Raw genomic sequence first — 20,579 nt, forward strand, 5'->3', positions numbered from 1 at the left:
GGGGTTGCCGTCGGTCAGCGGCTCCGGCTGAACGGGCCGCGTCGGGTGGCGGGCTCGTCGTCCGCGGTCCGGGCCGCCCTCCGCCGCTCGCCCCGCGGCCCGTGCTTCCGCTCGTCCCACGCGAGGTAGCCGAAGCCGCCGAGCGCGAGGATCCCGAAGAACCACCACTGGAGCCCGTAGAAGAAGTGCGGACCCTCGTCGAGCTCCGGCTCGGGGGCGGGCTCGAGCGGCTCCTCCGGCTCGGGGTCCTCCGACCGCAGCTCGACGAACCCGCCGTACACCTCTCGGTCGAGGGCCTCGCCGATCGCCTCGCTCGAGATCGCGCGCACCGAGCTGTCGGTGACCTCGGTGCTGTCGCCGGTGCCGTCGGCGCGCACCCATCCCGTGATGGTCACCTCGCCGGGCGGGGGAGCGGGCAGCTCGTCCGGGGAGATCGCGCGATTGTCGGTGGCCATCCAGCCACGGTCGACGAGCAGCGCCGTACCGCCCTCGGTCACGAGGGGCACCACCGCGTCGACCCCGCCGACGCCGTCGCGGGTGCGGTAGCGCACCACGATCGTGTCCTCGACGTCGTACTCCCCGGTGGCCGTGACCATCCGGTACTCCTCGGTGGCCTCGACGTCCTCGCCCGGTGCGAGCACCTCGGCGACCGGGGCCGGCGGCTCGTTCTCGTTGGCCTCGATCACCGCGTTGCGGTCGCGCCGGTCGTCGAGCCGGCCGAACTGCCACTCGCCGAGCCACCACGTCGCGGCGCCCACGACGATGATCGCGACGAAGAAGAGGATCCAGCGTCGGCTCAGCAGGAACCGCCACGACGCCAGCCACTCACCCACGAGGACCAACCCTAGGGAAACCTCGCGTGCCTATGCTGGGCGGGTGCAGATGTTGCCGCTGGCCGACCGCTACGGACGGGTCGCGACCGACCTCCGGGTCTCGCTGACCGACCGCTGCAACCTGCGCTGCTCCTACTGCATGCCTCCCGAGGGGCTGGAGTGGATGCCGAGCGACGACCAGCTCACCGACGACGAGGTCGTGCGGCTGATCGGCGTCGCGGTGCAGCGCCTGGGTGTGCGGGAGGTCCGCTTCACCGGCGGTGAGCCGCTGGTACGGCGGGGCCTCGTCGACATCGTCGGGCGGGTCCATGCGATCGATCCATCGGTGGAGCTGTCGGTCACGACCAACGGCATCGGGCTCGCCCGGGTGGCCGGCTCGCTCGCCGAGGCGGGCCTCCACCGCGTCAACGTCTCGCTCGACTCCGTGCGCGACGAGACGTTCCAGGAGATCACCCGCCGTGACCGGCTCGACGACGTCGTCGCCGGGCTCGCGGCCGCGGAGGCCGCCGGGCTCGGGCCGATCAAGGTCAACGCGGTGCTGCTGCGCGGCGTCAACGACGACCAGGCCGGCGAGCTGCTGCGCTGGTGCCTCGACCGCGGCTACCAGCTGCGGTTCATCGAGCAGATGCCGCTCGACGCCCAGCACGGGTGGTCGCGCGAGGAGATGGTGACGGCCGAGGAGATCATCGCCGCGCTCGAGCGCGACGTGGAGCTCACGCCCGCAAAGGAGCCGCGGGGGAGCGCACCCGCCGAGCTGTTCCTCGTCGACGGCGGGTCGGCCACCGTCGGCGTCATCGCGTCGGTGACGCGGCCGTTCTGCGGCGACTGCGACCGGGTGCGGCTCACCGCCGACGGCCAGGTGCGCAACTGCCTGTTCGCGCGGGAGGAGTCGGACCTGCGCGGCGCGATGCGCGCGGGCGCCACCGACGAGGACCTCGCCCAGCGGTGGCTGGTCGCCATGCGCGGCAAGCTGCCCGGACACGGGATCGACGACCCCAGCTTCCTGCAGCCGGACCGGCCGATGTCGGCCATCGGGGGGTAGCGGCGATCCGCTGCGCGACATATCGATAAGCGATATTATCGTTTGTCGATAAGTCGGTGGCGCGGCCACCCGGACCAGGGAGGCCACATGGCACGCCGCTTCAACCCCTCGACCTTCTTCGCCCGAGGGCTCCTCGGCGTAGTGGTCCTCAGCGGTGCGGTGGGTCTCGTGCTTGCGGTCTACAACATCGTGACGCGAGGCACCGTCGGCCGCGACGTCGAGATTGGACCCAAACGCGAGTACGGCGGCGACGCCGTGAGCGTGGCGGAGGGCGCCTGGGTTCGCTGGCGCTACGACGGCAACGCGGGGCTGGACGATCCGAGTGTCGGATTGGTGCTGATCAACGAGCTGCCGAATCTGCTGCTCGGGGGCGCGCTGCTGACGGCCGCATGGGCAGTATTCCTCGTGGTGATCGACGTCGAGCTCAGGCTGCCCTTTCGTTCAACGTCGGTCCGCAATCTTCGTGTCGCTGCCGTCGCCGTGGCATCGGCAGCGGTGCTGCACCCCGTGTTGTCGACCGTTGCCGACCTGGGCGTGTTCCACGCCGCGGCCGTCGGCGAGAGCGGCCATCCGCGCATCCTCCTCGTCGGGGCGTGGTTCGAGAACATCCCGTGGTTCCTCGTCGCGGCACTGCTCGCCGCGTTCGGCCAGGCGTTCGGCGAGGGCCGACGCCTTGCGCACGACACCGAGGGGCTGGTGTAGTGCCCGTCGAGGAAGAGCACCGGATCGTCTGTCGGCTGGACGAGCTGCTCGAGGAGCGGGGCATGACCCTGACCGCGCTGGCCGAGGCGATCGGGGTCACCGTGGTCAACCTCAGCGTGCTCAAGAACAACCGAGCGCGAGCCATCAGGTTCTCCACGTTGACCGCGATCTGCGACGTCCTGGAGTGCGCGCCCGGGGACCTGCTCGACGTGGGATAGCCGTTCCTACCCCTGCTTGATGCGCACCCCGGTACCGCCGAGCGGGTTGTCCGGCGACGTGTCGACGAAGATCGAGTCGTTCGTCACCGTGTAGGCGATGGCGTAGGCGCGGATCGCGGGCGGGGAGCCCAGGCAGGTCGCCGGGATAGCGACTCTGACGCGGTCGGCCCGGAAGTCGACGTCATGGTCGACGGTGCAGTCGTCGGCGTCCCCGCTCTCGAACCATCCTCGCCCCTTCGCCGGTCCGTTGCGTCGGAAGACGACGCCCATCTCGGCGTAGCCGAACTCGCCGTTCGTGTTCCACTGGAGCGGTACGCCGAGCCAGGTGACCCGCTTGGTGCGCCGGAGGTCGTTCAGCCGGAGTACCACGCGGATCCGCTTCCCGCCGTACGAGAACCGGTGGCGGACCATGTCGACCCTGGCCTTTCCGGACACCGGGGTGCCCTCGTCGTCCAGGGTGTCCGCGTCGTAGCGAACGACGTCGTGCCGCGGATCGCTGTCGGAGACGGTCTCGGCACTGGCGGGCGCAAGCAGGGATGCGGACATGACTGCGGGCAGGACCGCGAGGGCGAGGGTGACGAGACGCATGTGCGAAAGGTAAAGGCCCGGCGTAGGTACGTCTGCCGATCGGTCGACCTGGCGGGGTTCGGTTCCACAAGGCGGCAGGCCGCTCGTGCCAGATCGAACAAATGTTCGATAGAATGGAGCATGGCTTCCAGGACCACGCTCTCAGCGCAGCAGATCTCCGATCTGCGGGCCGCACTGGTCGCTGGCGGGCTCCCGGGCGACCCGGCCGAGAAGGTCTCGCTGATCGCCGAGCTGGAGGAGCTGAAGTCCTCGATCTGCGCGATCCAGGCCGAGGCCACCGTTTCGTACGACGCCGCGCGCCGGTCCGCGGAGGCAGCACAAGGCGTGCCGGCCCGCCGCCAGGGGCGGGGTGTCGCCGCCGAGATAGCGCTGGCGCGCAAGGAATCCCCGCACCGCGGCCAGGCACTGTTGGGGTTTGCCAAGTCGATGCGCGCGGACACCCCGCACCTGCTGGCCCGGCTCAAGGACGGCACGCTCAACGAGTTCCGCGCGATGCTCGCCGCCCGCGAGCTGGCCTGTCTCGATCGTGACGACAGGGCAGTCGCAGACGAGGCGCTGTTCGCCGGCCCCGAGGCGTTGGAGGGTCTGGGAACTCGCAAGCTGGTCGGCAAGGTCCGGCGTCTGGTCTGCGAGCTCGATCCCGCCGCCGTCGTGCGGCGCCGAGCCAACGCGGTTTCCGACCGGCACGTGTCGCTGCGGCCGGCACCGGACACGATGACCTACCTGACCACCCTGCTGCCAGTCGCCCAGGGCGTCTCCGTCTACGCCGCCCTGACCCGTGACGCAGCCAGCCTGCAAGCGGCCGGTGACCCGCGGTCCAAGGGCCAGCTGATGTCCGACCTGCTCGTGTCCCGGATCACCGGCGTCCCGATGAACGACGGCGAGACCCCGCCGGCGGTGCCGGTCGGGATCAATCTGGTCATGGCCGACACCACCCTGGTCGGCGGCAACGAACCCGCACTCCTGGAGACCGAGACCATCCCGGCCGAGATCGCCCGACTCCTCGCCGCCCATGCCCTCGCGCAGAGCTCGGATCTCGACAACTGGATCCGGCGCCTCTACGCCGACACCACCGGCCGCCTGGTCGCCATGACCAGCAAGCAGCGCACCTTCCCCCAGGGCCTGGCCGAGCTCCTCAAGCTCAAGACCCACAGCACCTGCGCCAACCCCCGGTGCGACGCACCCGTGAGGCACATCGACCACATCACCCCGGTCGAACAGGGCGGTGCGACCACCGCCGACAACGGGCAGGGCACCTGCGAGGCCTGCAACCACGCCAAGCAAGCACCCGGCTGGCATCAGACACCCATCGACACCGGCCCCGGCGGCGTCGAGACCATTACACCCACCGGACACCGCTATCGGTCCCACGCGCCACCCCTGCCCGAACCCGCCCGGCCCGACTGGATCTCCGAGATCGAACGCACACTGCGCGTCACCATCGACGACTACATGCTCGCCGGCTGAGCGGCGCCGGCACCGGCGGGCCTACGACAACTGGTCGTCGAGCCAGTCCGCGATCGAGGGCAGGACGAGATCGAGCCGGTCGAGCATGCCGTCGTGGTCGAGCCCGGGCACCACGTCGTACGGGATGCCGCGGCGCTCCAGGTCGGCGGCAAGCCGGTCGGGCGCCAGCATCGAGGCCAGGAGGCCGTCCTCCTCGCCCCACCAGGCCCGCATCGGGCAGGCGATGTCGGCCAGCGCCGCGGGCGGCAACGCCGCGACGTCGTCCCAGAAGGCGACCGCGGCCTCGGGGTCGTAGGCCTCGACCAGCTCTGCCCAGTCCGGCGCGGACTGTCGCGCCTCGGCGTTGCGGCGGCGCGCCCGCTGCCCCATACCCGACAGGTCGGCCGTGAGCGGAAAGCCGCCACAGGCGACCGCGGCGACCCGCGGGTCGCCGTAGGCGAGCCGAGCGGCCATGACGCCGCTCATCGAGTACCCGAAGGTCGCGTACGACGTGACCTCGAGCCGATCCAGCACCCGAGCGACGTCCGAGACGAGCTGCGACCCGTCGTACGACCCAGGTCGAGGGCTGGGGCCGAAGCCCGGCGGCGCGACGATCACCACGCGGAACCGCCCGGTCAGGGCCGACAGGTCGATCTCCCGCCAGTCCACGTTGAGCAGCGGGACGACGACCGCTCGCCCGGCGCCCTCCGACGACCACCAGACGCCGTCGATCTCTCCCACGGGGTCAGCCCTCGTGCGCGACCGTGTCCTTGAGGAACCCCCGTGCCCCGAGGAACTTCTCGAGCGACTCCCGGTGGTCGTCGCAGGCGAGCCACACCTTGCGCCGGTCGGGGGTGTGGAGCTTCGGGTTGTTCCACAACAGCTGCCAGGCCGCGGGCGCGCGGCAGCCCTTCGACGAGCAGATGTCCGGCTCGGTCGCGGTGGCCTCAGTCACGCCGCTGCCCCAGCTGGCGCTGCGCGTCGCCGGCGTCCATGAGCGGGAGCGAGGAGGCGCGGCTGTCGTTGGCGTTGGCCATCACGACGGCGACGTAGGGGAGGATCAGCGCCCCCGCGATGAGGATCGGCCACAGCCAGTTGACGCCGGCCATGCCCGCGATCACGGCGCCGACGAAGCACAGGGCGCGGACCGCCATCGAGATGATGTAGCGCTTCTGGCGACGCGCCAGGTCCGCCTGCGGGTTGGACCCCGCCGTGGTGATGCGGATCGGTACGTCGGCCATGCGGCCAGCCTACGCTCCCGTGCCGACGCCACGGCGGCCGAGCACCCGGGCAGGACTACGCTGCGGGTATGACGAACCGCACCTACCGTGTGACCGAGATCGTCGGCACCTCGCCCGACGGCATCGACCAGGCGATCCGCAACGCCGTCGAACGGGCCGGCAAGACCCTGCGCCACATCGACTGGTTCGAGATGACCCAGGTCCGGGGCCAGATCAAGGACGGCCAGGTGGAGCACTTCCAGGTCGGCCTCAAGGTCGGCTTCCGCCTGGAAGACGACTGACCCGCGCTTTGTAGGACCCCTACAAACCCGGCCGCCGAAGTTGCGGGGTGCCGGGAGCGAGAACCGACCCGCGACGCCATTAGCGTCGGGAGACGTGACCGAACCTCGCAGCCCTGAACGACCGGCCTCCGGCCGGAGTGTCCTCATCACCGGCGGCAACCGCGGCATCGGCCGCGCGATCGCGGAGGCCTTCATCGCCCAGGGCGACAGGGTCGCCGTCACGACCCGGGCGGGCGGCGCGCCGGACGGGGCGCTGGAGCTCAAGGCCGACGTCACCGACCGGGCGGCGATCGACGCGGCGTTCACCGCCGCGGAGGAGGCGCACGGCCCCGTCGAGGTGCTCGTCGCCAACGCGGGCATCACCCGCGACACCCTGCTGCTGCGGATGGGCGACGACGACTGGGACGACGTCCTCGCCACCAACCTCACCGGCACCTACAACGTCACCCGCCGCGCGGCGAAGGGCATGCTGCGCCTCAAGCGCGGCCGGATCATCCTGATCTCGAGCGTGGTCGGGCTGCTCGGCTCGCCCGGCCAGGTCAACTACGCCGCGTCCAAGGCCGGCCTGGTCGGGATGGCACGATCGCTCGCCCGCGAGCTCGGACCGCGCGGAATCACGACCAACGTGGTGGCGCCCGGCTACGTCGACACCGACATGACGGCGGTCCTGACCGACGAGCAGAAGGCAGGCATCCGCGACCAGGTGCCGCTGGGGCGTTACGCACACCCCGACGAGGTCGCGGGCACCGTCACCTGGCTCGCCAGCGACGCAGCGGCGTACGTGACCGGGGCCGTCATCCCGGTCGACGGCGGCCTCGGGATGGGGCACTGAGATGGGCATCCTCGACGGAAAGTTCGTCCTCGTCGCCGGTGTCACGCTCGACACCTCGATCGGATTCGCGGTCGCGAAGTTCGCCCAGGAGCAGGGCGCGACCGTGCTGATCAGCAACTTCGGCCAGGCGCTGCGCATCACCCGGCGGATCGCCAAGCGGCTGCCGGCGGAGGCGCCGGTGCTCGAGCTCGACGTCACCGACCCCGAGCACCTCGCCGGTCTGCCGGCGCAGGTCCGCGAGCACCTGGGGGAGGACGCCCGCCTCGACGGCGTCGTCCACTCCATCGCCTACGGCAACCCCGAGACCCTCCTCGGCGGCAAGTTCCTCGACGGTCCCTGGGACGACGTGGCGCAGGCCGTGCAGGTGTCGGCGTACTCCCTGAAGTCGCTCACCATGGCGTGCCGGCCGCTCCTCGGCGACGGCAGCTCGGTCGTCGGCCTCACCTTCGACGCCAGCGTCGCGTGGCCGGTCTACGACTGGATGGGCGTCGCCAAGGCGGGCCTGGAGTCGTGCTCCCGCTACCTCGCGCGCGACCTCGGCCCGGAGGGCATCCGCGTCAACCTGGTGTCCGCGGGCCCGCTGCGCACGCTCGCGGCGAAGGCGATCCCGGGCTTCGAGGACCTCGAGACGATGTGGAAGACGCGCGCTCCGCTGGGCTGGGACAACGCCGACCAGGAGCCGACGGCCCGCGCGGTGTGCGCGCTGCTGTCGGACCTCTTCCCGGCTACGACGGGAGAGATCCTGCACGTGGACGGCGGCTTCCACGCGATGGGCGCCTGAGCCGGCCCAGCGCGAGGGTCAGCAGCGCCCACACGCCCGCCACCAGCGCGATCTCGGCGGCGACGTACCACGGCCACGGCCCGAGCAGGTCGAGGATCGAGCCCGTCGACGGCTTCTCGACGAGGTAGCCGTAGTTGGTGTCGGCGACCACGTTGAAGACGTACGTCGCCGCGGCCCAAGCGACGGTGGCGCCCACCGCGGCCGCGTAGTCGCGCCACGACGGCACGAGCCCGAGGCCGACGACCAGGTAGATGGCGGCCCACACGATCAGCAGGTGCAGGCACCAGAACGCGACGTAGCGCGGCTCCGGGAAGTCCTCCCCGAGCGAGGGCGTCACGATGGCCTGGGTGGTCAGGGTCAGTCCCCAGAAGCAGGTGAGCGCGACCGGGAACCGGTGGTGGGTCCACAGCGCCCAGGCGGCGACCACCCAGGTCAGGTCGCACAGGTGCAGCGGCAGCGAGACGCCGAGGTCGAAGTTCGTCGTCAGGTCGACCAGCTGGAACGGCACGGTGACGGCCGGGATCAGCAGCGCCCAGGCTCGGGAGAACCGGGTGGGCCCTTCCGTCGCCCGGTGCGCCCGGCCCAGCCGCACGACCGGCCACAGCCCGGCGACGAAGATCGCGAGCGGCACCCAGTGCGTCACCCCGTAGTGCTCCACGAGGTCAGTGTGACGCGGGGCCACCCCTTCCCCCTACGATCGACGCGTGGACAGCCTCCATCGCCTGGTGATCATCCGGCACGCCAAGGCCGAGGGTTACGCGGCCAGCGACGCCGAGCGGGTGCTTGCGCCCCGCGGCAGGGAGGACGCGAAGGTGGCCGGCACGCGGCTCGCCGAGCTCGGCATCACGCCCGACGTCGCCCTGGTGTCAACGGCCGCGCGCACCCGCGAGACCTGGCAGCTGATCGCCGAGGCGGCGGGGTGGAGCACGACTCCGGAGTTCGACGAGGCGTTGTACGGCGCCGACGAGGACACGATCCTCGACCTGATCGCCGCGACCGACGAGTCGGTGGCCACCCTGCTCGTCATCGGCCACAACCCGACCGTGGGGATGCTGGCCCAGCTGCTCGACGACGGTGACGGGCCTGCCGAGGCGGTCGACAGCCTGGTGCTGGGCTATCCCACCTCGGCGGTGACCGTCTTCGACATCGCCGTGCCGTGGGCGCGCGTCGGCCCGGGAAGCGCCACCCTCCGGGCGTTCGAGGTCGCCCGCGCCGACTGAGCCGTGCCGCGTCAGACCGGGGGAGCGGGCGTGACGATGCCGGCCTCGGCGTCGGCCGCCTCGATCTCCTCGCGGGTGATCCCCAGCAGGTAGAGGATCGTGTCGAGGTAGGGCACGTTCACCGCGGTGTCGGCCGCGTCGCGGACCACGGCCTTCGCGTTGTAGGCGACGCCCAGCCCCGCGGCCTCGAGCATGTCGAGGTCGTTGGCGCCGTCGCCGATCGCGACGGTCTGCGCCTCCGAGATGCCCATCTCGGCCGCGATCTCGCGCAGGGCGCGCGCCTTGCCCTCGCGGTCGACGACCTCGCCGACGACCTCGCCCGTGAGCTTGCCGTCGACGATCTCGAGCTCGTTGGCGCGTGAGTAGTGGATGCCCAGGTCGGCGGCCAGCCGGTCGGTGATGTGGCTGAAGCCGCCGGAGACGATGGCGAACCGGTAGCCCAGCCGTCGAAGGGTGCGGACCAGGGTCCGCGCTCCCGGGTTGACGACGATCGCGTCGTAGACCTGGTCGAGGACGCTCGCGTCGAGCCCGGCAAGCAGCTTGACCCGGGCGCGCAGCGACTCCTCGAAGTCGAGCTCCCCGCGCATCGCCGCCTCGGTCACGGTCGCGACCTCGGCTTCGAAGCCGGCGTGGGCCGCGAGCATCTCGATGACCTCGCCCTGGATCAGCGTGGAGTCGACGTCCATCACGATCAGCCGGATGCCGTGGCGCAGCATGTTGCCCGCCTGCACCGCGACGTCGATGCCGTGGTGCGCCGCCTCGGTGGCGAGCAGTGCGCGCATCCGGTCGGAGGGCGCGCCGGAGACGTGGAGCTCGATCGCGGTGACGGGGTAGCGCGCCATCCGCTCGATCCGGTCGATGTTGCCGCCGCAGTCGGCGATGCGCCCCGCGACCGCCGCCATCGCCGACGCCTTCAACGGCGCGCCGATCACCGTGACGTGCGCGCGGCCCGCACGGCGCGACCGGTTGTCACCGCTGCCCTTGTCGAAGTCGACCGACATGCCCAGGTCCTCGGCGACCTGCTCCACCGCGCGGCGCAGCCTCTTCACGTCGCGGGGCGGGGTGATGAGCACGCCGAGCACCAGCCGCCGGCGGACCACGATCTGCTCGATGTCGACGACGGCGACACCCGCGTGCGCCAGCGCGCCGAAGACGGCCGAGGTCACGCCGGGCCGGTCCTTGCCGGTGAGCGTGATGAGGAGGGTGTCGTCGTCGGTCGCCTGGTTCATCGCGGGTGAGGCTATCGGTCCTGAGCGACCCGGTCAGGCCGGTGGCCAGCCGTCGGGCGAGCACGCCGCGGTCAGCGCGTGTCGCACCGCCCGCTCGAGGGGGAGCAGCGCGTCGCGCCGGGCGGACATCTCCGACGCGCTGACGGCCGCGCCCTCGTCGTCGAGCGCCAGGTCGACGACCCAGCCGAGGTGCAGCGCACGCCCGGCGAGGTCGAGGCACCGTGTCGGCACACCCGGCGGCGCCGAGACCGGCTCGCCGGCACGGAGGTCGTGGAGCGCGTCGGCGACCTCGGGTCGCCACCGCGCGACGTCGAGGCGCGCGAGGTCGTTGGCTGTCGCGAGCACGGCGGCGCGCAGCCCGCGGTCGGCCTCGCCGAGATCGGGAGGCGGCCGGCGGTCGACGGTGTAGGTGTCCCACTCGACGGCTCGGCCGACGGCGCGCGGCACCCACCCCGCGCCGGCGCCGAGCAGCACGACGGCCTCGCCCGCGTCGATCGCGGCGCCCGTGAACTCCCGGGGCCCGCGCAGCGCCACCGGGTCCCCGGAGACGGGGAACGCCGCGCCGACCGCGTCCGCGCCGCCCGCCCGGGCCGCGGCCAGGGCGGGCACCAGCCCGGTCGGACCCTCTGCCCCGGCGACCACGTGGGTCACGTCGCCGGCCAGGACGGCGTCCAGCAGGTCGTCCGGCCCGACCAGCCCGCGCAGCCAGGCAGTCGCCCACCAGGCGAGGCGCCCGGACACGGGCAGCAGGGAGGCCGAGGTCGTCATGTGTGCCGACCCTAACGCTGGATAGGGTTACCTCCATGTCAGCCGTCCTGGAGCTCGCCGAAGCCACCGTGCGACGAGGACAGGCCACCCTGATCGACCGCATCACCTGGGTCGTCAAGGACGGCGAGCGCTGGGTCGTCCTCGGCGCCAACGGCGCGGGCAAGACCACCCTGCTCCAGGTCGCCGCCGCCCAGCTGTACCCGACCTCCGGCGCCGTCGGCATCCTCGGCGAGCTGCTCGGCACCGTCGACGTGTTCGAGCTGCGGCCGCGCATCGGCGTCAGCAGCGCGGCGGTCGCGGAGCGGATCCCGCGCGACGAGAAGGTGCGCGACCTCGTGGTCTCGGCGTCGTACGCCGTGCTCGGCCGCTGGCGGGAGGAGTACGACGACGTCGACCACCAGCGTGCCGAGTCGCTCCTGCGTGAGCTCGGCGTCACCCACCTGGCCGACCGTGTGTTCGGCACGCTCAGCGAGGGCGAGCGCAAGCGCGTGCAGATCGCCCGCTCCCTGATGACCGACCCTGAGCTGCTGCTCCTCGACGAGCCGGCCGCCGGCCTGGACCTCGGCGGGCGCGAGGACCTGGTGTCGACGCTCTCGGTGCTCGCCTACGACCCCGACTCGCCGGCGACCGTGCTGGTGACCCATCACGTCGAGGAGATCCCACCGGGGTTCACCCACGTGCTGATGCTGCGCGACGGCGCCGTCGTCGACGCCGGACCGATCATGGAGACGCTCACCCCGGAGTCGCTGTCGGCGACGTTCGGCATGCCGCTCCAGCTCGAGCACGACGACGGTCGCTGGGCGGCCCGACGCCGGAGGAGGCACGTGTCATGACCAACCCGCCGCCACCGTGGGGCTCCGACCCCGACGACACGCAGCCCTATCGGCCCACGGGCGACGACCTGCAGCCGCCCGGTCCGCCGGCAGACGTGCCCCCGCCGCCCGGTCCCGCGCCGCAGCAGCCGTCACCGCCGCCGACCGAGCAGTACCCGGTCTACCAGCCGTACGGCGCCTCCGCCGGCCAGCCCAACGCGTACGGCGTCGGTGTGGGCGTGCCCTACCAGGCGCCCAACCCCACCAACGGCATGGCCATCGGCGCGATGGTGACCAGCCTGGTCGGGCTCGTCGGGTGCTTCTGCTACGGGCTCGGCGGCATCATCGGGCTCGTCGGCGCGATCCTCGGCCACGTGTCGCTGCGGCAGATCAAGCGCACCAGCGCGGGCGGCCGGGGGATGGCGCTGACCGGCGTCATCGTCGGCTGGATCGTGTTCGCGCTCGCGATCATCGGCTGGATCGCGCTCGGCATCATCATCGCCAACGAGTGGGACACCAGCTGCCCGAGCAGCGACCCGGATTACCCGTTCTGCTCGACGCCCTGACTCTCTAGCCTGCGCGGCTGCCGACGAGCGCCGCGACGCCCGAGCCGACCGCGCCGAGCGCTCCGCCGACGAGCAGGGCGCCGGCCAGGACCGGGAACGACCTCGACCTCAGCCCGGCCGCGCCGGTGAGCGCGTCGGCGCCGTCGACGGCGATGCCGGCCAGCACCAGGTTGCGGCGGGTCGTGCCGGAGGCCGCGAGGGTCACGGCGCCCAGCGCGATCTCGCGCGCCGCGAACATCCGCTGGAAGTAGGTCAGCTGCTCGTCGGTGCTCTTCAGCCCGTGCAGCCGTGCGGACTGCGCGGGAGCGAAGAGGGAGCCGATGCCGATGGCGATGCGGCCGAGGGAGAGGCCAGTCACGGGGTCCATGGCCGTGAGACTAGTGGGCGACCTCGACGTAGGTGTTGAACCACCGCTCGATCTCGTCGTAGGCCGTGTCGCGCGCGGGCTTGCGCGACAGCACGACGTCGTGGATCGCGCCGGGGATCTGCACGTAGGTCACGTGGCGGCCGATCGACGACGCCCACTGCTTGATCTGCCGGACGTCGAGCACGATGTCGCGGGTGTGGACCCGCTCGTCCATCTCCCGCGCGAAGCCGGACTTGTCCGACGACAGCACGAGCACCGGCGCCTGCACGTCGAGCCCCTTGTGCACCCGTGCGTGGCCGGCGCGGATCGCGCGCAGCCAGCCGAACCGCACCGGGTACGAGCCGAGCGGCTTCCAGTCCAGCGAGAACTCCCACTCGCCCTCGTGGTCGCGGTGCAGGCTGCGCGGGTAGAAGCCGTTGACGTCGCGGCCGATCTCGCGCCGCGGCTGGAGCCGGCCGATCCGGTCGATCGCGGCGTTGGCGAGCGGGGTGCGCAGCGCGGCCCGGCCCTGGAGGTCGAGCCACGGCGAGTTCAGCACCAGCCCGGCCAGCTCGGCGGGCTTGCGCGCGTCGGCCCACAACGACGTGATGAGGCCGCCGGTCGAGTGCGCGGAGAGCACCACCTCGCTGTGGCCGTCGCGCTCGGTGATCCGCTCCCAAGCGGCGTCGAGGTCCTCGAAGTAGTGCTCGAGATCGGTAACCCAGGTCGGCGTCTGGTGCGGCCGGATCGACCGGCCGTACTTGCGGAGGTCCAGCCCGTACGGCGTGTGCCCCCGCGTGATCCACCAGGCGGCGTACTCGGTGTGGAAGAAGTAATCGGAGAACCCGTGGACGTGCAGCATCGCGCGGGTGGTGGGCTCGGCGGCCTCGTGGTGCACCAGCGTGGCGACGACCTCGCCCTCGTCGTCCGGCGTGAGCTCGATGGTCTCGGCGACCCACGGCTCCCCGAGCACGTCGACGACCGCCTTGCGCATCAGTTCCTCGGTCACGACGGCAGTGTGCCACCGACGGCCGGGCGCCGCCGAAATGTGACCCACGCCACTCCGCAGGCCTCTCGCACCGGCCGCGCCGGACCCGGTAGGAATGGCGGGCTGGGGGGAACACCGCGCGAAGGCTTGTCTCGGGGCTGACGCGGCCCCGGGGTCGACCCTTCTCTCAGCCCGAGAGGCCCCACCCCCATGGAGTACACCGAGCTGTCCGCCTACGACGTGCCGGCCGGCGTCGTGACGACCTGGACGCCGATGACCCGACCGTCCGCGTGGGCCGACGACCCGCGACCGCTGTCGCCCGACCACGAGGCGCACCTGGAGACCCACGAGACGGGCTCGTGGATCGGCGCCGTGCTGAGGGTGCCGGAGCGCTTCGACGCCCTCGCGCTCCGCCGCGCCCTGGTCGCGTGGATCGCCCGCCACGAGGGGCTGCGCACCACTGCGGTCGCGACGGTGAGCGGACCTGGACCCGACTGGCGGCGCCGTACCATCGCCGCGGACGAGGTCTCGATCGTGGCCGACGAGGTCGGCCGCCTCGACGCGGACGGCGCCGAGCGCCACCTGGCCGAGTTCCTCGCGACGGTCGGGCCCTACAGCTGGCCGCACTGCCTGTTCTGGACCTCCGTGGACCCGACCGCAGACGGCTTCACGCTGGCCCTCGGCGCCGACCACTCCGTGCTGGACGCCTACTCCCAGCTGCTCTGGTTCGACGAGATCGTCGACCTCTACCGCCGGGCGCTGGCGGGGGAGGGGGACGACGAGCTCGCCGCCCCGACGGGGGTCGGCAGCCTGGTCGACCACGCAGAGGAGGAGACCCGGCTGGCCGCGACGATCGACGTCGACGCGGAGGCCGTGCGGCGGTGGCGGTCGTTCCTGGACCGCGATGACCCCGACGGCCGCCCGCGCTTCCCGGTCGCGCCGGCGTTCGGTCCCGGCGAGGGCGCCCGGCTGCGCCAGACGAGCCTGAACACCTGGGTCGCCGACCGGCAGCAGACCCACGTCCTCAACGGTCTCGGCAAGGCGGCCGGGCTCTCGCTCCAGTCGTGCGTGCTGGGGGCGATGGCGCTCGGCATCCGGCAGCTGTCCGGCGAGGAGCGGGTCCGGTTCGTGATGCCGATCCCCACGCGGCAGTCGCTGCGGCACGCCTGCGCCGTCGGGCGCTTCGCCGGCCTGGCGCCGGTCGATGTCGACGTCGCGGGCGCGACCGGGCTCCCGGAGGTCGCCGGCCGGGTGCACGCCGCCATCGCGGAGTCGCGCGACCTCTCGCTCGTGCCGTTCGCGCGGGTGGCCGAGCTGCTGGAGATCGAGGACCGTCCCCGGCTGGTCGTCTCGTACGTCGACGGCCGGCTGATCCCGGGCGTCGACCAGTGGGACGGGTGGCGGGCGCGCGCACTCCGGAGCCCGGCGTACGGCGACGGCGAGGTGCGCCTGCGGTTCGGCCGCACGGCCGACGGCCTCAACGTCGCGGCGCGCTATCCCGGGACGCTGGCGGCGGAGCGGACGATGCGCGAGCTGCTCGGCGCGATGATGGCGTCGATCGACGCGCTCACCCGTCCGTTGCTCGTGGCGCCGGAGGGCGAGGAGTCGGCCTAGCGCCCGCGCGCGGCCTCGACGAACCCCGCGAACAGCCCGAGGTCGGCGAGCGTCTCCGGGTGCCACTGGACCGCGAGGCAGAAGCGGTCGCCCGGTGCCTCCATCGCCTCGAGCGAGCCGTCGGCCGGGGAGACCGCGACGGCATCGAAGCCTGGGTGGTCGCGCACGGCCTGGTGGTGGTGGCAGTTGACCGTCACCTTGTCGCCGACCAGCGACGCGAGCCGGCTGCCGGGCGTGGTCGCGACGTCGATCGACCCGTAGGCGTCGGCGCCGGGGTTGTGGGCCTCGTTGCCGACCAGGTCGGGCACGTGCTGGTGCAGGCTGCCGCCCGCGTGCACGGCCATCACCTGCATCCCGCGGCAGATGCCGAGCGTCGGCAGCGACCGCTCGGCCGCGGCGTCGAGCAGGGCGAGCTCCCACGCGTCGCGCGCCGCGAGCACGCCGCCGGTGCGGGGGTGTGGCTCCGCGCCGTACGCGCTCGGCGAGACGTCGCCCCCGCCGCTGATGACCAGACCGTCGAGCCGCGCCACCAGCGCCGACGCGGCCGACCCCACAGCGGCCGCGTCGGCGGAGTCGGGAGGCACCGGCAGCAGCAGGGGCACGCCGCCGGCGATGCGGACCGCGTCGGCGTACTCGCTCGGCAGCAGGTCCGAGAGCTCGGTCCACACGCCGTGCCGCGACACCTCGCGGTAGGTGGAGAGGCCGATGACCGGCAGGTCGCTCATCGGCGCGCTCACAGGGGAGTCACGTAGGCGCCGCTGATGCCGCCGTCGACCAGGAAGGTGTTGGCGGTCATGAACGACGAGTCGTCGCTGGCGAGGAAGAGCACGGCGGAGGCGATCTCCTCGGGCTCGGCGAACCGGCCGAGGGGCACGTGCACCAGCCGGCGTGCGGCCCGCTCGGGATCCTTGGCGAAGAGCTCCTGCAGCAGCGGCGTGTTGACCGGGCCGGGGCAGAGCGCGTTGACCCGCACCCCCTGCCGGGCGAACTGCACGCCGAGCTCGCGGCTCATCGAGAGCACGCCGCCCTTGGAGGCGGAGTAGGAGATCTGCGAGGTCGCCGCGCCCATCACCGCGACGAACGACGCGGTGTTGATGATCGACCCCTTGCCCTGCTCGATCATGTAGGGGAGCGCGGCCTTGCAGCACAGGTAGACCGAGGTCAGGTTGACCTCCTGGACCCGTCGCCACGCGTCGAGCTCGGTGTCGAGGATCGAGTCGTCGTCGGGCGGGGAGATGCCGGCGTTGTTGAACGCGATGTCGACCGAGCCGTAGGTGTCCTTCGCGGTCCTGAAGAGCGCGTCGACCTGCTCCTTGTCGGTGACGTCGACGTGGACGTAGGTCGCGACGTCCGACCCTCCGAGCTCGGCGACCAGCTTGGCGCCGCCCTCGTCGTCGATGTCGCCGATCACGACCCGCGCGCCCTCGGCGACGAACCGCTGCACGGTCGCCAGCCCGATGCCCGAGCACCCGCCGGTCACGACGGCCACGCGGTCCTGGATCCTGCCCATGCTGCTCCCTTCGGTGGTCGAGGAGGTCGCCCCGCGACCGTCACGAGACCTGGTTGATGAACACGTTCTTCTCCTCGGTGAACGCGTACGGCGCATCCGGTCCGAGCTCCCGGCCGAGGCCGGACTGCTTGTAGCCGCCGAACGGCGTCCAGTAGCGGACCGACGAGTGCGAGTTCACGCTGAGGTTGCCCGACTCGACGGCCCGGGAGACCCGCAGGCCCTTGCCGAGGTCGCTGGTGAAGATCGAGCCGGACAGGCCGTACTCGGTGTCGTTGGCGAGCTCCACGGCGTGCGCCTCGTCGTCGAACGGCATCACCGCGACGACCGGCCCGAAGACCTCCTCGCGCCAGATCCGCTCGCCCGGGTCGCTGCTCGCGACGACGGTCGGCGGCACCCAGAACCCGGCGCCCTCCGGGGCGGAGCCGGTCACCAGGGTCTCGACGCCGTCGAGGTAGCCGAGCACCGAGTCGCGCTGGCCCGCGGAGATCAGCGGCCCCATCTCGCTGCTCTCGTCGGACGGGTCGAGCACCCGCAGGCCGGTGACCACCGGCGCCATCCGCTCGACGAACTCGTCGTAGGCGCTGCGCTCGACGAGGATCCGCGACCGGGCACAGCAGTCCTGGCCGGCGTTGTCGAAGACGCCGTACGGCGCCGCCGCCGCTGCGGCGGCGATGTCGGCGTCGGCGAACACGATGTTGCTGCTCTTGCCGCCGAGCTCGAGCGTCACCCGCTTCACCTGCTCGGCGCAGCCCGCCATGATGCGCTTGCCGACCTCGGTGGAGCCCGTGAAGCAGACCTTGCGCACCAGCGGGTGGGTCACGAAGCGCTCGCCGACGACGGACCCCTTGCCGGGGATCACGGTCAGGACGTGCTCGGGCAGTCCCGCGTCGAGCGCGAGCTCGCCGATCCGGATCGCCGTGAGCGGCGTGAGCTCGGCCGGCTTGAGCACCACGGTGTTGCCCGCCGCGAGCGCGGGGGCGAAGCCCCAGCCGGCGATCGGCATCGGGAAGTTCCACGGCACGATCACGCCGACGACCCCGAGCGGCTCGTGGAACGTCACGTTCACCCCGCCGGCGACCGGGATCTGCTTGCCGAACAGGCGCTCCGGGGCGGCGGAGTAGTAGTTCAGGACGTCGCGGACGTTGCCGGCCTCCCAGCGGGCGTTGCCCCAGGTGTGGCCGGCGTTGCGCACCTCGAGCTCGGCGAGCTCGTCGACGTGCGCGTCGACCACGGCGGCGAAGCGCCGCAGCAGCGCGGCCCGCTCGCCGGGCGGCAGGTGGCGCCAGGTCAGGAACGCCTCGTGGGCGGCCTCGATCGCCGCGTCCGCCTGCGCCAGGTCGGCGAGCTGGACGTCGGTCACCGCCTGCTCGGTGGCCGGGTTGACGACGGTGTAGGTGGTCACAGGCGCTCGAACCCCCGCTTCAGCTCCCAGTCGGTGACCGCGGCGTCGTACGCAGCGAGCTCGACGTCGGCCATGTTGACGTAGTGGTCGACGACCTCGTCGCCGAAGCACGACCGCGCGATCGCGGACCGGGCGAACCGGTCGCGGGCGTCGCGAAGCGTCTTCGGCACCTCGGGCCGGTCGGTCGAGGTGTAGGCGTTGCCCTCGAACGCCGGCTCGAGGGGCAGCTCCTGCTCGACGCCGTGCAGGCCGCCCGCGAGCATCGCGGCGAGCGCGAGGTAGGGATTCACGTCGCCGCCGGGCACCCGGTTCTCGAGGCGCGCGCCCGCGCCGTGACCGACCAGGCGCACGGCACAGGTGCGGTTGTCCTCGCCCCACGCGATCGTGGTCGGCGCGAAGGAGCCCGCGGCGAAGCGCTTGTAGGAGTTGATGTTGGGCGCGTAGAGGAGCGTGAGGTCGGCCATCGTCGCCAGCACGCCCGCGATGAAGTGGTCGTAGACCGCCGTCCGGCCGTGCGTGTCGTCGTCCCAGAACACGGTCTCGCCCGACGGACCCCGCAGCGACAGGTGGATGTGGCACGAGTTGCCCTCGCGGGCGTCGTACTTGGCCATGAACGTGATCGACTGCCCGCGCTGGGCGGCGATCTCCTTGGCCATCGTCTTGTAGACGCTGTGGTTGTCGGCCGTGACCAGCACGTCGTTGTAGAGGAAGCCGATCTCGTGCTGGCCGAGGTTGCACTCGCCCTTCGCGCCCTCGGTGTCGAGCCCCGCGGCGTAGGTCGCGTTGCGGATCTCGCGCAGCAGCGGCTCGATCCGCGAGGTGCCGACGATGGAGTAGTCGACGTTGTACTGGTTGGCGGGAGTGAGGTCGCGGTAGCCGAGGTCGTGGGCGGCCTCGTAGCTGTCCTCGAACACGATGAACTCCAGCTCGGTGCCCGCGACGGCGGTGTAGCCGAGGCCGGCGGCGCGCTCGCGCTGCGCGGTGAGGATCGCCCGTGGCGACTGCACGACCGGCTCGAGCGCCGGGCCCGGCCAGACCAGGTCGCACTGGATCATCGCGGTGGCCGGGTGGTGGGGGAGCAGCCGGATCGTGTCGAGGTCGAGCACGAACTCCATGTCGCCGTAGCCGCGCTCCCACGACGTGATCGCGTAGCCGTCGACGGTGTTCATGTCGACGTCGACGCCGAGCAGGTAGTTGCAGCCCTCGGTGCCGTGGTCGAGCACGAAGTCGCGGAAGTAGGCGCCGTGCAGCCGCTTGCCCTGGAGCCGCCCCTGCATGTCGGTGAAGGCGACGACGACGGTGTCGATCTCCCCGTTGTCGATCGCGGCCGTGAGGCCGGCGACGCTGAGGTGGCGATCGTTGCGCATGGCCGGAGTCCTTTCCATCGGGCTAGCCGACCAGGCCGCGCAGCAGCGCCGCCGTGTCGTCGCAGTGTTGTTCCATGGCGCGGCGCGCCTTGTCGGGCCGGCCGTCGAGGATCGCGCGTACGACGGCCGCGTGCTGGCGGTCGGAGTGCGCGATGTTGGCGTCGAGCACCGGGATCGCGAGCAGCATCTCGTGCAGCACCTTCTGCACGTCGGTCACCGCGGCGACCAGTCGGGTGGACCCCGAGAGCGCGGCGACGGTCAGGTGGAACCGGGAGTCGGCCTGCCGGTGCGGCGCGGGCCGGTCGGCCGCCGCGACCTCGTCGAGCGCCGCGTGCAGCTGGTCGCGCTGCGCGTCGTCGAGGCCGCCCTCCTTGCGGCGGACCGCGGCGAGGTAGGCGGCACCGGGCTCGGTGATCCGGCGGTACTCCAGCACGTCGAGCCAGTCGGCCCGCACCTCGGCGCTCACCCGGGCTGCCTTGCGCGCCGACGGGGTCTTCGGCTTCAGCGTCACGATCGTGCCTCCGCCGCGCCCGCGCCGGGTCTCGACGAGGCCGGCCTGCCGGAGCGCTGCGATCGCCTCGCGCAGCGTGGCCCGCGAGACCCCCAGCCGCTCGGCGAGCTCGCGCTCGCCCGGCAGGGTGCTGCCCAGCGGGTAGACGCCCAGCCGGATGGCCGTCGCGAGCTGCTCGACGCATCCCTCGAACGCATGGTGGGTGCGCACCGGCCGCAGCACGGACGCGCCGAGAACCGCGTCGCTCCGGGCGGGGAGGGCTGGCATGGGGGTCATCCTGCC

General features: G+C 72.3%; 26 protein-coding genes. 11 read left to right on the forward strand and 15 right to left on the reverse strand.

Translation table 11 applies throughout. The annotated features are described in order from the left end of the window. Nucleotides 1-14: 14 nt before the first annotated feature. Nucleotides 15-833: an SURF1 family cytochrome oxidase biogenesis protein gene (locus HNR19_RS10105; protein ID WP_343047139.1), complete on the reverse strand. Its 819-nt coding sequence runs from the start codon at nucleotides 831-833 to the stop codon at nucleotides 15-17. Between the two features lie 49 nt (nucleotides 834-882). On the opposite strand from HNR19_RS10105, the gene moaA reads away from it, so the two are divergent. From moaA to HNR19_RS22700, 3 genes are all read left to right on the forward strand, one after another. Beyond that, complete coding sequence (gene moaA, locus HNR19_RS10110; protein WP_218910606.1) at nucleotides 883-1,875, forward strand: GTP 3',8-cyclase MoaA; 993 nt, start codon at nucleotides 883-885, stop codon at nucleotides 1,873-1,875. Between the two features lie 87 nt (nucleotides 1,876-1,962). Beyond that, nucleotides 1,963-2,577, forward strand: a complete 615-nt coding sequence (locus HNR19_RS22695; RefSeq protein WP_179667802.1) for a hypothetical protein — start codon at nucleotides 1,963-1,965, stop codon at nucleotides 2,575-2,577. Further along, complete coding sequence (locus HNR19_RS22700) at nucleotides 2,577-2,795, forward strand: helix-turn-helix domain-containing protein (RefSeq protein ID WP_179667803.1); 219 nt, start codon at nucleotides 2,577-2,579, stop codon at nucleotides 2,793-2,795. The genes HNR19_RS22695 and HNR19_RS22700 overlap by 1 nt, the downstream gene beginning before the upstream one ends. A gap of 6 nt (nucleotides 2,796-2,801) precedes the next feature. Here the strand turns inward: HNR19_RS22700 and HNR19_RS10125 are convergent, their stop codons facing one another. Then, nucleotides 2,802-3,383 carry a hypothetical protein gene (locus HNR19_RS10125; RefSeq protein ID WP_179667804.1) on the reverse strand — a complete coding sequence of 194 codons (582 nt, stop codon included), beginning with the start codon at nucleotides 3,381-3,383 and terminating at the stop codon, nucleotides 2,802-2,804. On the opposite strand from HNR19_RS10125, the gene HNR19_RS23495 reads away from it, so the two are divergent. Beyond that, nucleotides 3,384-4,850, forward strand: a complete 1,467-nt coding sequence (locus tag HNR19_RS23495; RefSeq protein WP_179667805.1) for an HNH endonuclease — start codon at nucleotides 3,384-3,386, stop codon at nucleotides 4,848-4,850. Between the two features lie 21 nt (nucleotides 4,851-4,871). Here HNR19_RS23495 and HNR19_RS10135 read toward each other — a convergent pair whose 3' ends face one another. The 3 genes from HNR19_RS10135 to HNR19_RS10145 are packed head-to-tail and all read right to left on the reverse strand — an operon-like array spanning nucleotide 4,872 to nucleotide 6,070. Beyond that, nucleotides 4,872-5,570 carry an alpha/beta fold hydrolase gene (locus tag HNR19_RS10135; RefSeq protein ID WP_179667806.1) on the reverse strand — a complete coding sequence of 233 codons (699 nt, stop codon included), beginning with the start codon at nucleotides 5,568-5,570 and terminating at the stop codon, nucleotides 4,872-4,874. Between the two features lie 4 nt (nucleotides 5,571-5,574). Then, nucleotides 5,575-5,784, reverse strand: a complete 210-nt coding sequence (locus HNR19_RS10140; RefSeq protein WP_179667807.1) for an acetone carboxylase — start codon at nucleotides 5,782-5,784, stop codon at nucleotides 5,575-5,577. Next, a complete protein-coding gene (locus HNR19_RS10145; protein ID WP_179667808.1) occupies nucleotides 5,777-6,070 on the reverse strand; it encodes a DUF3099 domain-containing protein in 294 nt (97 codons plus the stop codon). The genes HNR19_RS10140 and HNR19_RS10145 overlap by 8 nt, the downstream gene beginning before the upstream one ends. Nucleotides 6,071-6,138: 68 nt before the next feature. Between HNR19_RS10145 and HNR19_RS10150 the strand changes: the two genes are divergently transcribed. The 3 genes from HNR19_RS10150 to fabI all read left to right on the forward strand — a co-directional run bounded on the left by HNR19_RS10150 (nucleotide 6,139) and on the right by fabI (nucleotide 7,964). After that, nucleotides 6,139-6,351, forward strand: coding sequence for a dodecin (locus tag HNR19_RS10150; RefSeq protein ID WP_179667809.1), 213 nt, complete (start codon nucleotides 6,139-6,141; stop codon nucleotides 6,349-6,351). Between the two features lie 94 nt (nucleotides 6,352-6,445). Further along, on the forward strand, nucleotides 6,446-7,183 hold the full coding sequence (locus HNR19_RS10155; protein ID WP_179667810.1) for a 3-oxoacyl-ACP reductase FabG: 738 nt from the start codon (nucleotides 6,446-6,448) through the stop codon (nucleotides 7,181-7,183). Nucleotide 7,184: 1 nt separating this feature from the next. After that, nucleotides 7,185-7,964, forward strand: a complete 780-nt coding sequence (gene fabI / locus HNR19_RS10160; RefSeq protein WP_179667811.1) for an enoyl-ACP reductase FabI — start codon at nucleotides 7,185-7,187, stop codon at nucleotides 7,962-7,964. Here the strand turns inward: fabI and HNR19_RS10165 are convergent. Then, on the reverse strand, nucleotides 7,909-8,622 hold the full coding sequence (locus tag HNR19_RS10165; protein WP_218910203.1) for a TMEM164-related integral membrane acyltransferase: 714 nt from the start codon (nucleotides 8,620-8,622) through the stop codon (nucleotides 7,909-7,911). The two genes, fabI and HNR19_RS10165, sit on opposite strands and share 56 nt — an antisense overlap. 46 nt (nucleotides 8,623-8,668) lie before the next feature. Here HNR19_RS10165 and HNR19_RS10170 point away from each other — a divergent pair, with 46 nt between their 5' ends. Continuing rightward, nucleotides 8,669-9,184 carry a histidine phosphatase family protein gene (locus HNR19_RS10170; RefSeq protein WP_179667813.1) on the forward strand — a complete coding sequence of 172 codons (516 nt, stop codon included), beginning with the start codon at nucleotides 8,669-8,671 and terminating at the stop codon, nucleotides 9,182-9,184. A gap of 11 nt (nucleotides 9,185-9,195) precedes the next feature. Here HNR19_RS10170 and serB read toward each other — a convergent pair whose 3' ends face one another. Beyond that, entirely contained in the window at nucleotides 9,196-10,413 is a 1,218-nt protein-coding gene (gene serB, locus HNR19_RS10175) for a phosphoserine phosphatase SerB (protein ID WP_179667814.1), read from the reverse strand. A 33-nt stretch (nucleotides 10,414-10,446) separates the two neighbouring features. After that, nucleotides 10,447-11,181, reverse strand: a complete 735-nt coding sequence (locus tag HNR19_RS10180; protein WP_179667815.1) for a hypothetical protein — start codon at nucleotides 11,179-11,181, stop codon at nucleotides 10,447-10,449. Between the two features lie 35 nt (nucleotides 11,182-11,216). On the opposite strand from HNR19_RS10180, the gene HNR19_RS10185 reads away from it, so the two are divergent. Next, nucleotides 11,217-12,014, forward strand: a complete 798-nt coding sequence (locus HNR19_RS10185) for an ABC transporter ATP-binding protein (RefSeq protein ID WP_179667816.1) — start codon at nucleotides 11,217-11,219, stop codon at nucleotides 12,012-12,014. Further along, nucleotides 12,011-12,559 (forward strand): DUF4190 domain-containing protein, encoded by a 549-nt coding sequence (locus HNR19_RS23150; protein WP_179667817.1) that lies wholly within the window; start codon nucleotides 12,011-12,013, stop codon nucleotides 12,557-12,559. Before HNR19_RS10185 ends, HNR19_RS23150 begins: the two co-directional genes overlap by 4 nt. A gap of 4 nt (nucleotides 12,560-12,563) precedes the next feature. On the opposite strand, the gene HNR19_RS10195 is transcribed toward HNR19_RS23150, so the two are convergent. Next, entirely contained in the window at nucleotides 12,564-12,926 is a 363-nt protein-coding gene (locus HNR19_RS10195) for a hypothetical protein (protein WP_179667818.1), read from the reverse strand. A 10-nt stretch (nucleotides 12,927-12,936) separates the two neighbouring features. Beyond that, a complete protein-coding gene (locus HNR19_RS10200; RefSeq protein ID WP_343047140.1) occupies nucleotides 12,937-13,914 on the reverse strand; it encodes an alpha/beta hydrolase in 978 nt (325 codons plus the stop codon). Between the two features lie 189 nt (nucleotides 13,915-14,103). On the opposite strand from HNR19_RS10200, the gene HNR19_RS10205 reads away from it, so the two are divergent. Then, nucleotides 14,104-15,507 (forward strand): condensation domain-containing protein, encoded by a 1,404-nt coding sequence (locus tag HNR19_RS10205; RefSeq protein ID WP_179667819.1) that lies wholly within the window; start codon nucleotides 14,104-14,106, stop codon nucleotides 15,505-15,507. Here HNR19_RS10205 and HNR19_RS10210 read toward each other — a convergent pair. The 5 genes from HNR19_RS10210 to HNR19_RS10230 are packed head-to-tail and all read right to left on the reverse strand — an operon-like array spanning nucleotide 15,504 to nucleotide 20,564. Next, nucleotides 15,504-16,232: a gamma-glutamyl-gamma-aminobutyrate hydrolase family protein gene (locus tag HNR19_RS10210; protein WP_179667820.1), complete on the reverse strand. Its 729-nt coding sequence runs from the start codon at nucleotides 16,230-16,232 to the stop codon at nucleotides 15,504-15,506. The genes HNR19_RS10205 and HNR19_RS10210 overlap by 4 nt on opposite strands. 8 nt (nucleotides 16,233-16,240) lie before the next feature. Next, entirely contained in the window at nucleotides 16,241-17,017 is a 777-nt protein-coding gene (locus HNR19_RS10215; RefSeq protein WP_179667821.1) for a 3-oxoacyl-ACP reductase, read from the reverse strand. Between the two features lie 40 nt (nucleotides 17,018-17,057). Continuing rightward, entirely contained in the window at nucleotides 17,058-18,419 is a 1,362-nt protein-coding gene (locus HNR19_RS10220) for an aldehyde dehydrogenase family protein (RefSeq protein WP_179667822.1), read from the reverse strand. Next, nucleotides 18,416-19,786, reverse strand: coding sequence for a glutamine synthetase family protein (locus tag HNR19_RS10225; protein ID WP_218910204.1), 1,371 nt, complete (start codon nucleotides 19,784-19,786; stop codon nucleotides 18,416-18,418). Before HNR19_RS10225 ends, HNR19_RS10220 begins: the two co-directional genes overlap by 4 nt. A gap of 22 nt (nucleotides 19,787-19,808) precedes the next feature. Next, the gene (locus HNR19_RS10230) at nucleotides 19,809-20,564 is read right to left on the reverse strand and encodes a FadR/GntR family transcriptional regulator (RefSeq protein ID WP_179667824.1); all 756 of its coding nucleotides are present in this window, start codon (nucleotides 20,562-20,564) and stop codon (nucleotides 19,809-19,811) included. Nucleotides 20,565-20,579: the final 15 nt, after the last annotated feature.

The sequence above is a fragment of the Nocardioides thalensis genome, from assembly GCF_013410655.1.
GTDB lineage: Bacteria > Actinomycetota > Actinomycetes > Propionibacteriales > Nocardioidaceae > Nocardioides > Nocardioides thalensis.

Coding starts and splice junctions, on each gene's coding strand:
- moaA (WP_218910606.1), top strand. CDS start 883: ATGTTGCCGCTGGCCGACCGCTACGGACGGGTCGCGACCGACCTCCGG.
- HNR19_RS22695 (WP_179667802.1), top strand. CDS start 1,963: ATGGCACGCCGCTTCAACCCCTCGACCTTCTTCGCCCGAGGGCTCCTC.
- HNR19_RS10125 (WP_179667804.1), bottom strand. CDS start 3,383: ATGCGTCTCGTCACCCTCGCCCTCGCGGTCCTGCCCGCAGTCATGTCC.
- HNR19_RS10145 (WP_179667808.1), bottom strand. CDS start 6,070: ATGGCCGACGTACCGATCCGCATCACCACGGCGGGGTCCAACCCGCAG.
- HNR19_RS10150 (WP_179667809.1), top strand. CDS start 6,139: ATGACGAACCGCACCTACCGTGTGACCGAGATCGTCGGCACCTCGCCC.
- fabI (WP_179667811.1), top strand. CDS start 7,185: ATGGGCATCCTCGACGGAAAGTTCGTCCTCGTCGCCGGTGTCACGCTC.
- serB (WP_179667814.1), bottom strand. CDS start 10,413: ATGAACCAGGCGACCGACGACGACACCCTCCTCATCACGCTCACCGGC.
- HNR19_RS10180 (WP_179667815.1), bottom strand. CDS start 11,181: ATGACGACCTCGGCCTCCCTGCTGCCCGTGTCCGGGCGCCTCGCCTGG.
- HNR19_RS10185 (WP_179667816.1), top strand. CDS start 11,217: ATGTCAGCCGTCCTGGAGCTCGCCGAAGCCACCGTGCGACGAGGACAG.
- HNR19_RS23150 (WP_179667817.1), top strand. CDS start 12,011: ATGACCAACCCGCCGCCACCGTGGGGCTCCGACCCCGACGACACGCAG.
- HNR19_RS10195 (WP_179667818.1), bottom strand. CDS start 12,926: ATGGACCCCGTGACTGGCCTCTCCCTCGGCCGCATCGCCATCGGCATC.
- HNR19_RS10205 (WP_179667819.1), top strand. CDS start 14,104: ATGGAGTACACCGAGCTGTCCGCCTACGACGTGCCGGCCGGCGTCGTG.
- HNR19_RS10210 (WP_179667820.1), bottom strand. CDS start 16,232: ATGAGCGACCTGCCGGTCATCGGCCTCTCCACCTACCGCGAGGTGTCG.
- HNR19_RS10215 (WP_179667821.1), bottom strand. CDS start 17,017: ATGGGCAGGATCCAGGACCGCGTGGCCGTCGTGACCGGCGGGTGCTCG.
- HNR19_RS10225 (WP_218910204.1), bottom strand. CDS start 19,786: ATGCGCAACGATCGCCACCTCAGCGTCGCCGGCCTCACGGCCGCGATC.
- HNR19_RS10230 (WP_179667824.1), bottom strand. CDS start 20,564: ATGCCAGCCCTCCCCGCCCGGAGCGACGCGGTTCTCGGCGCGTCCGTG.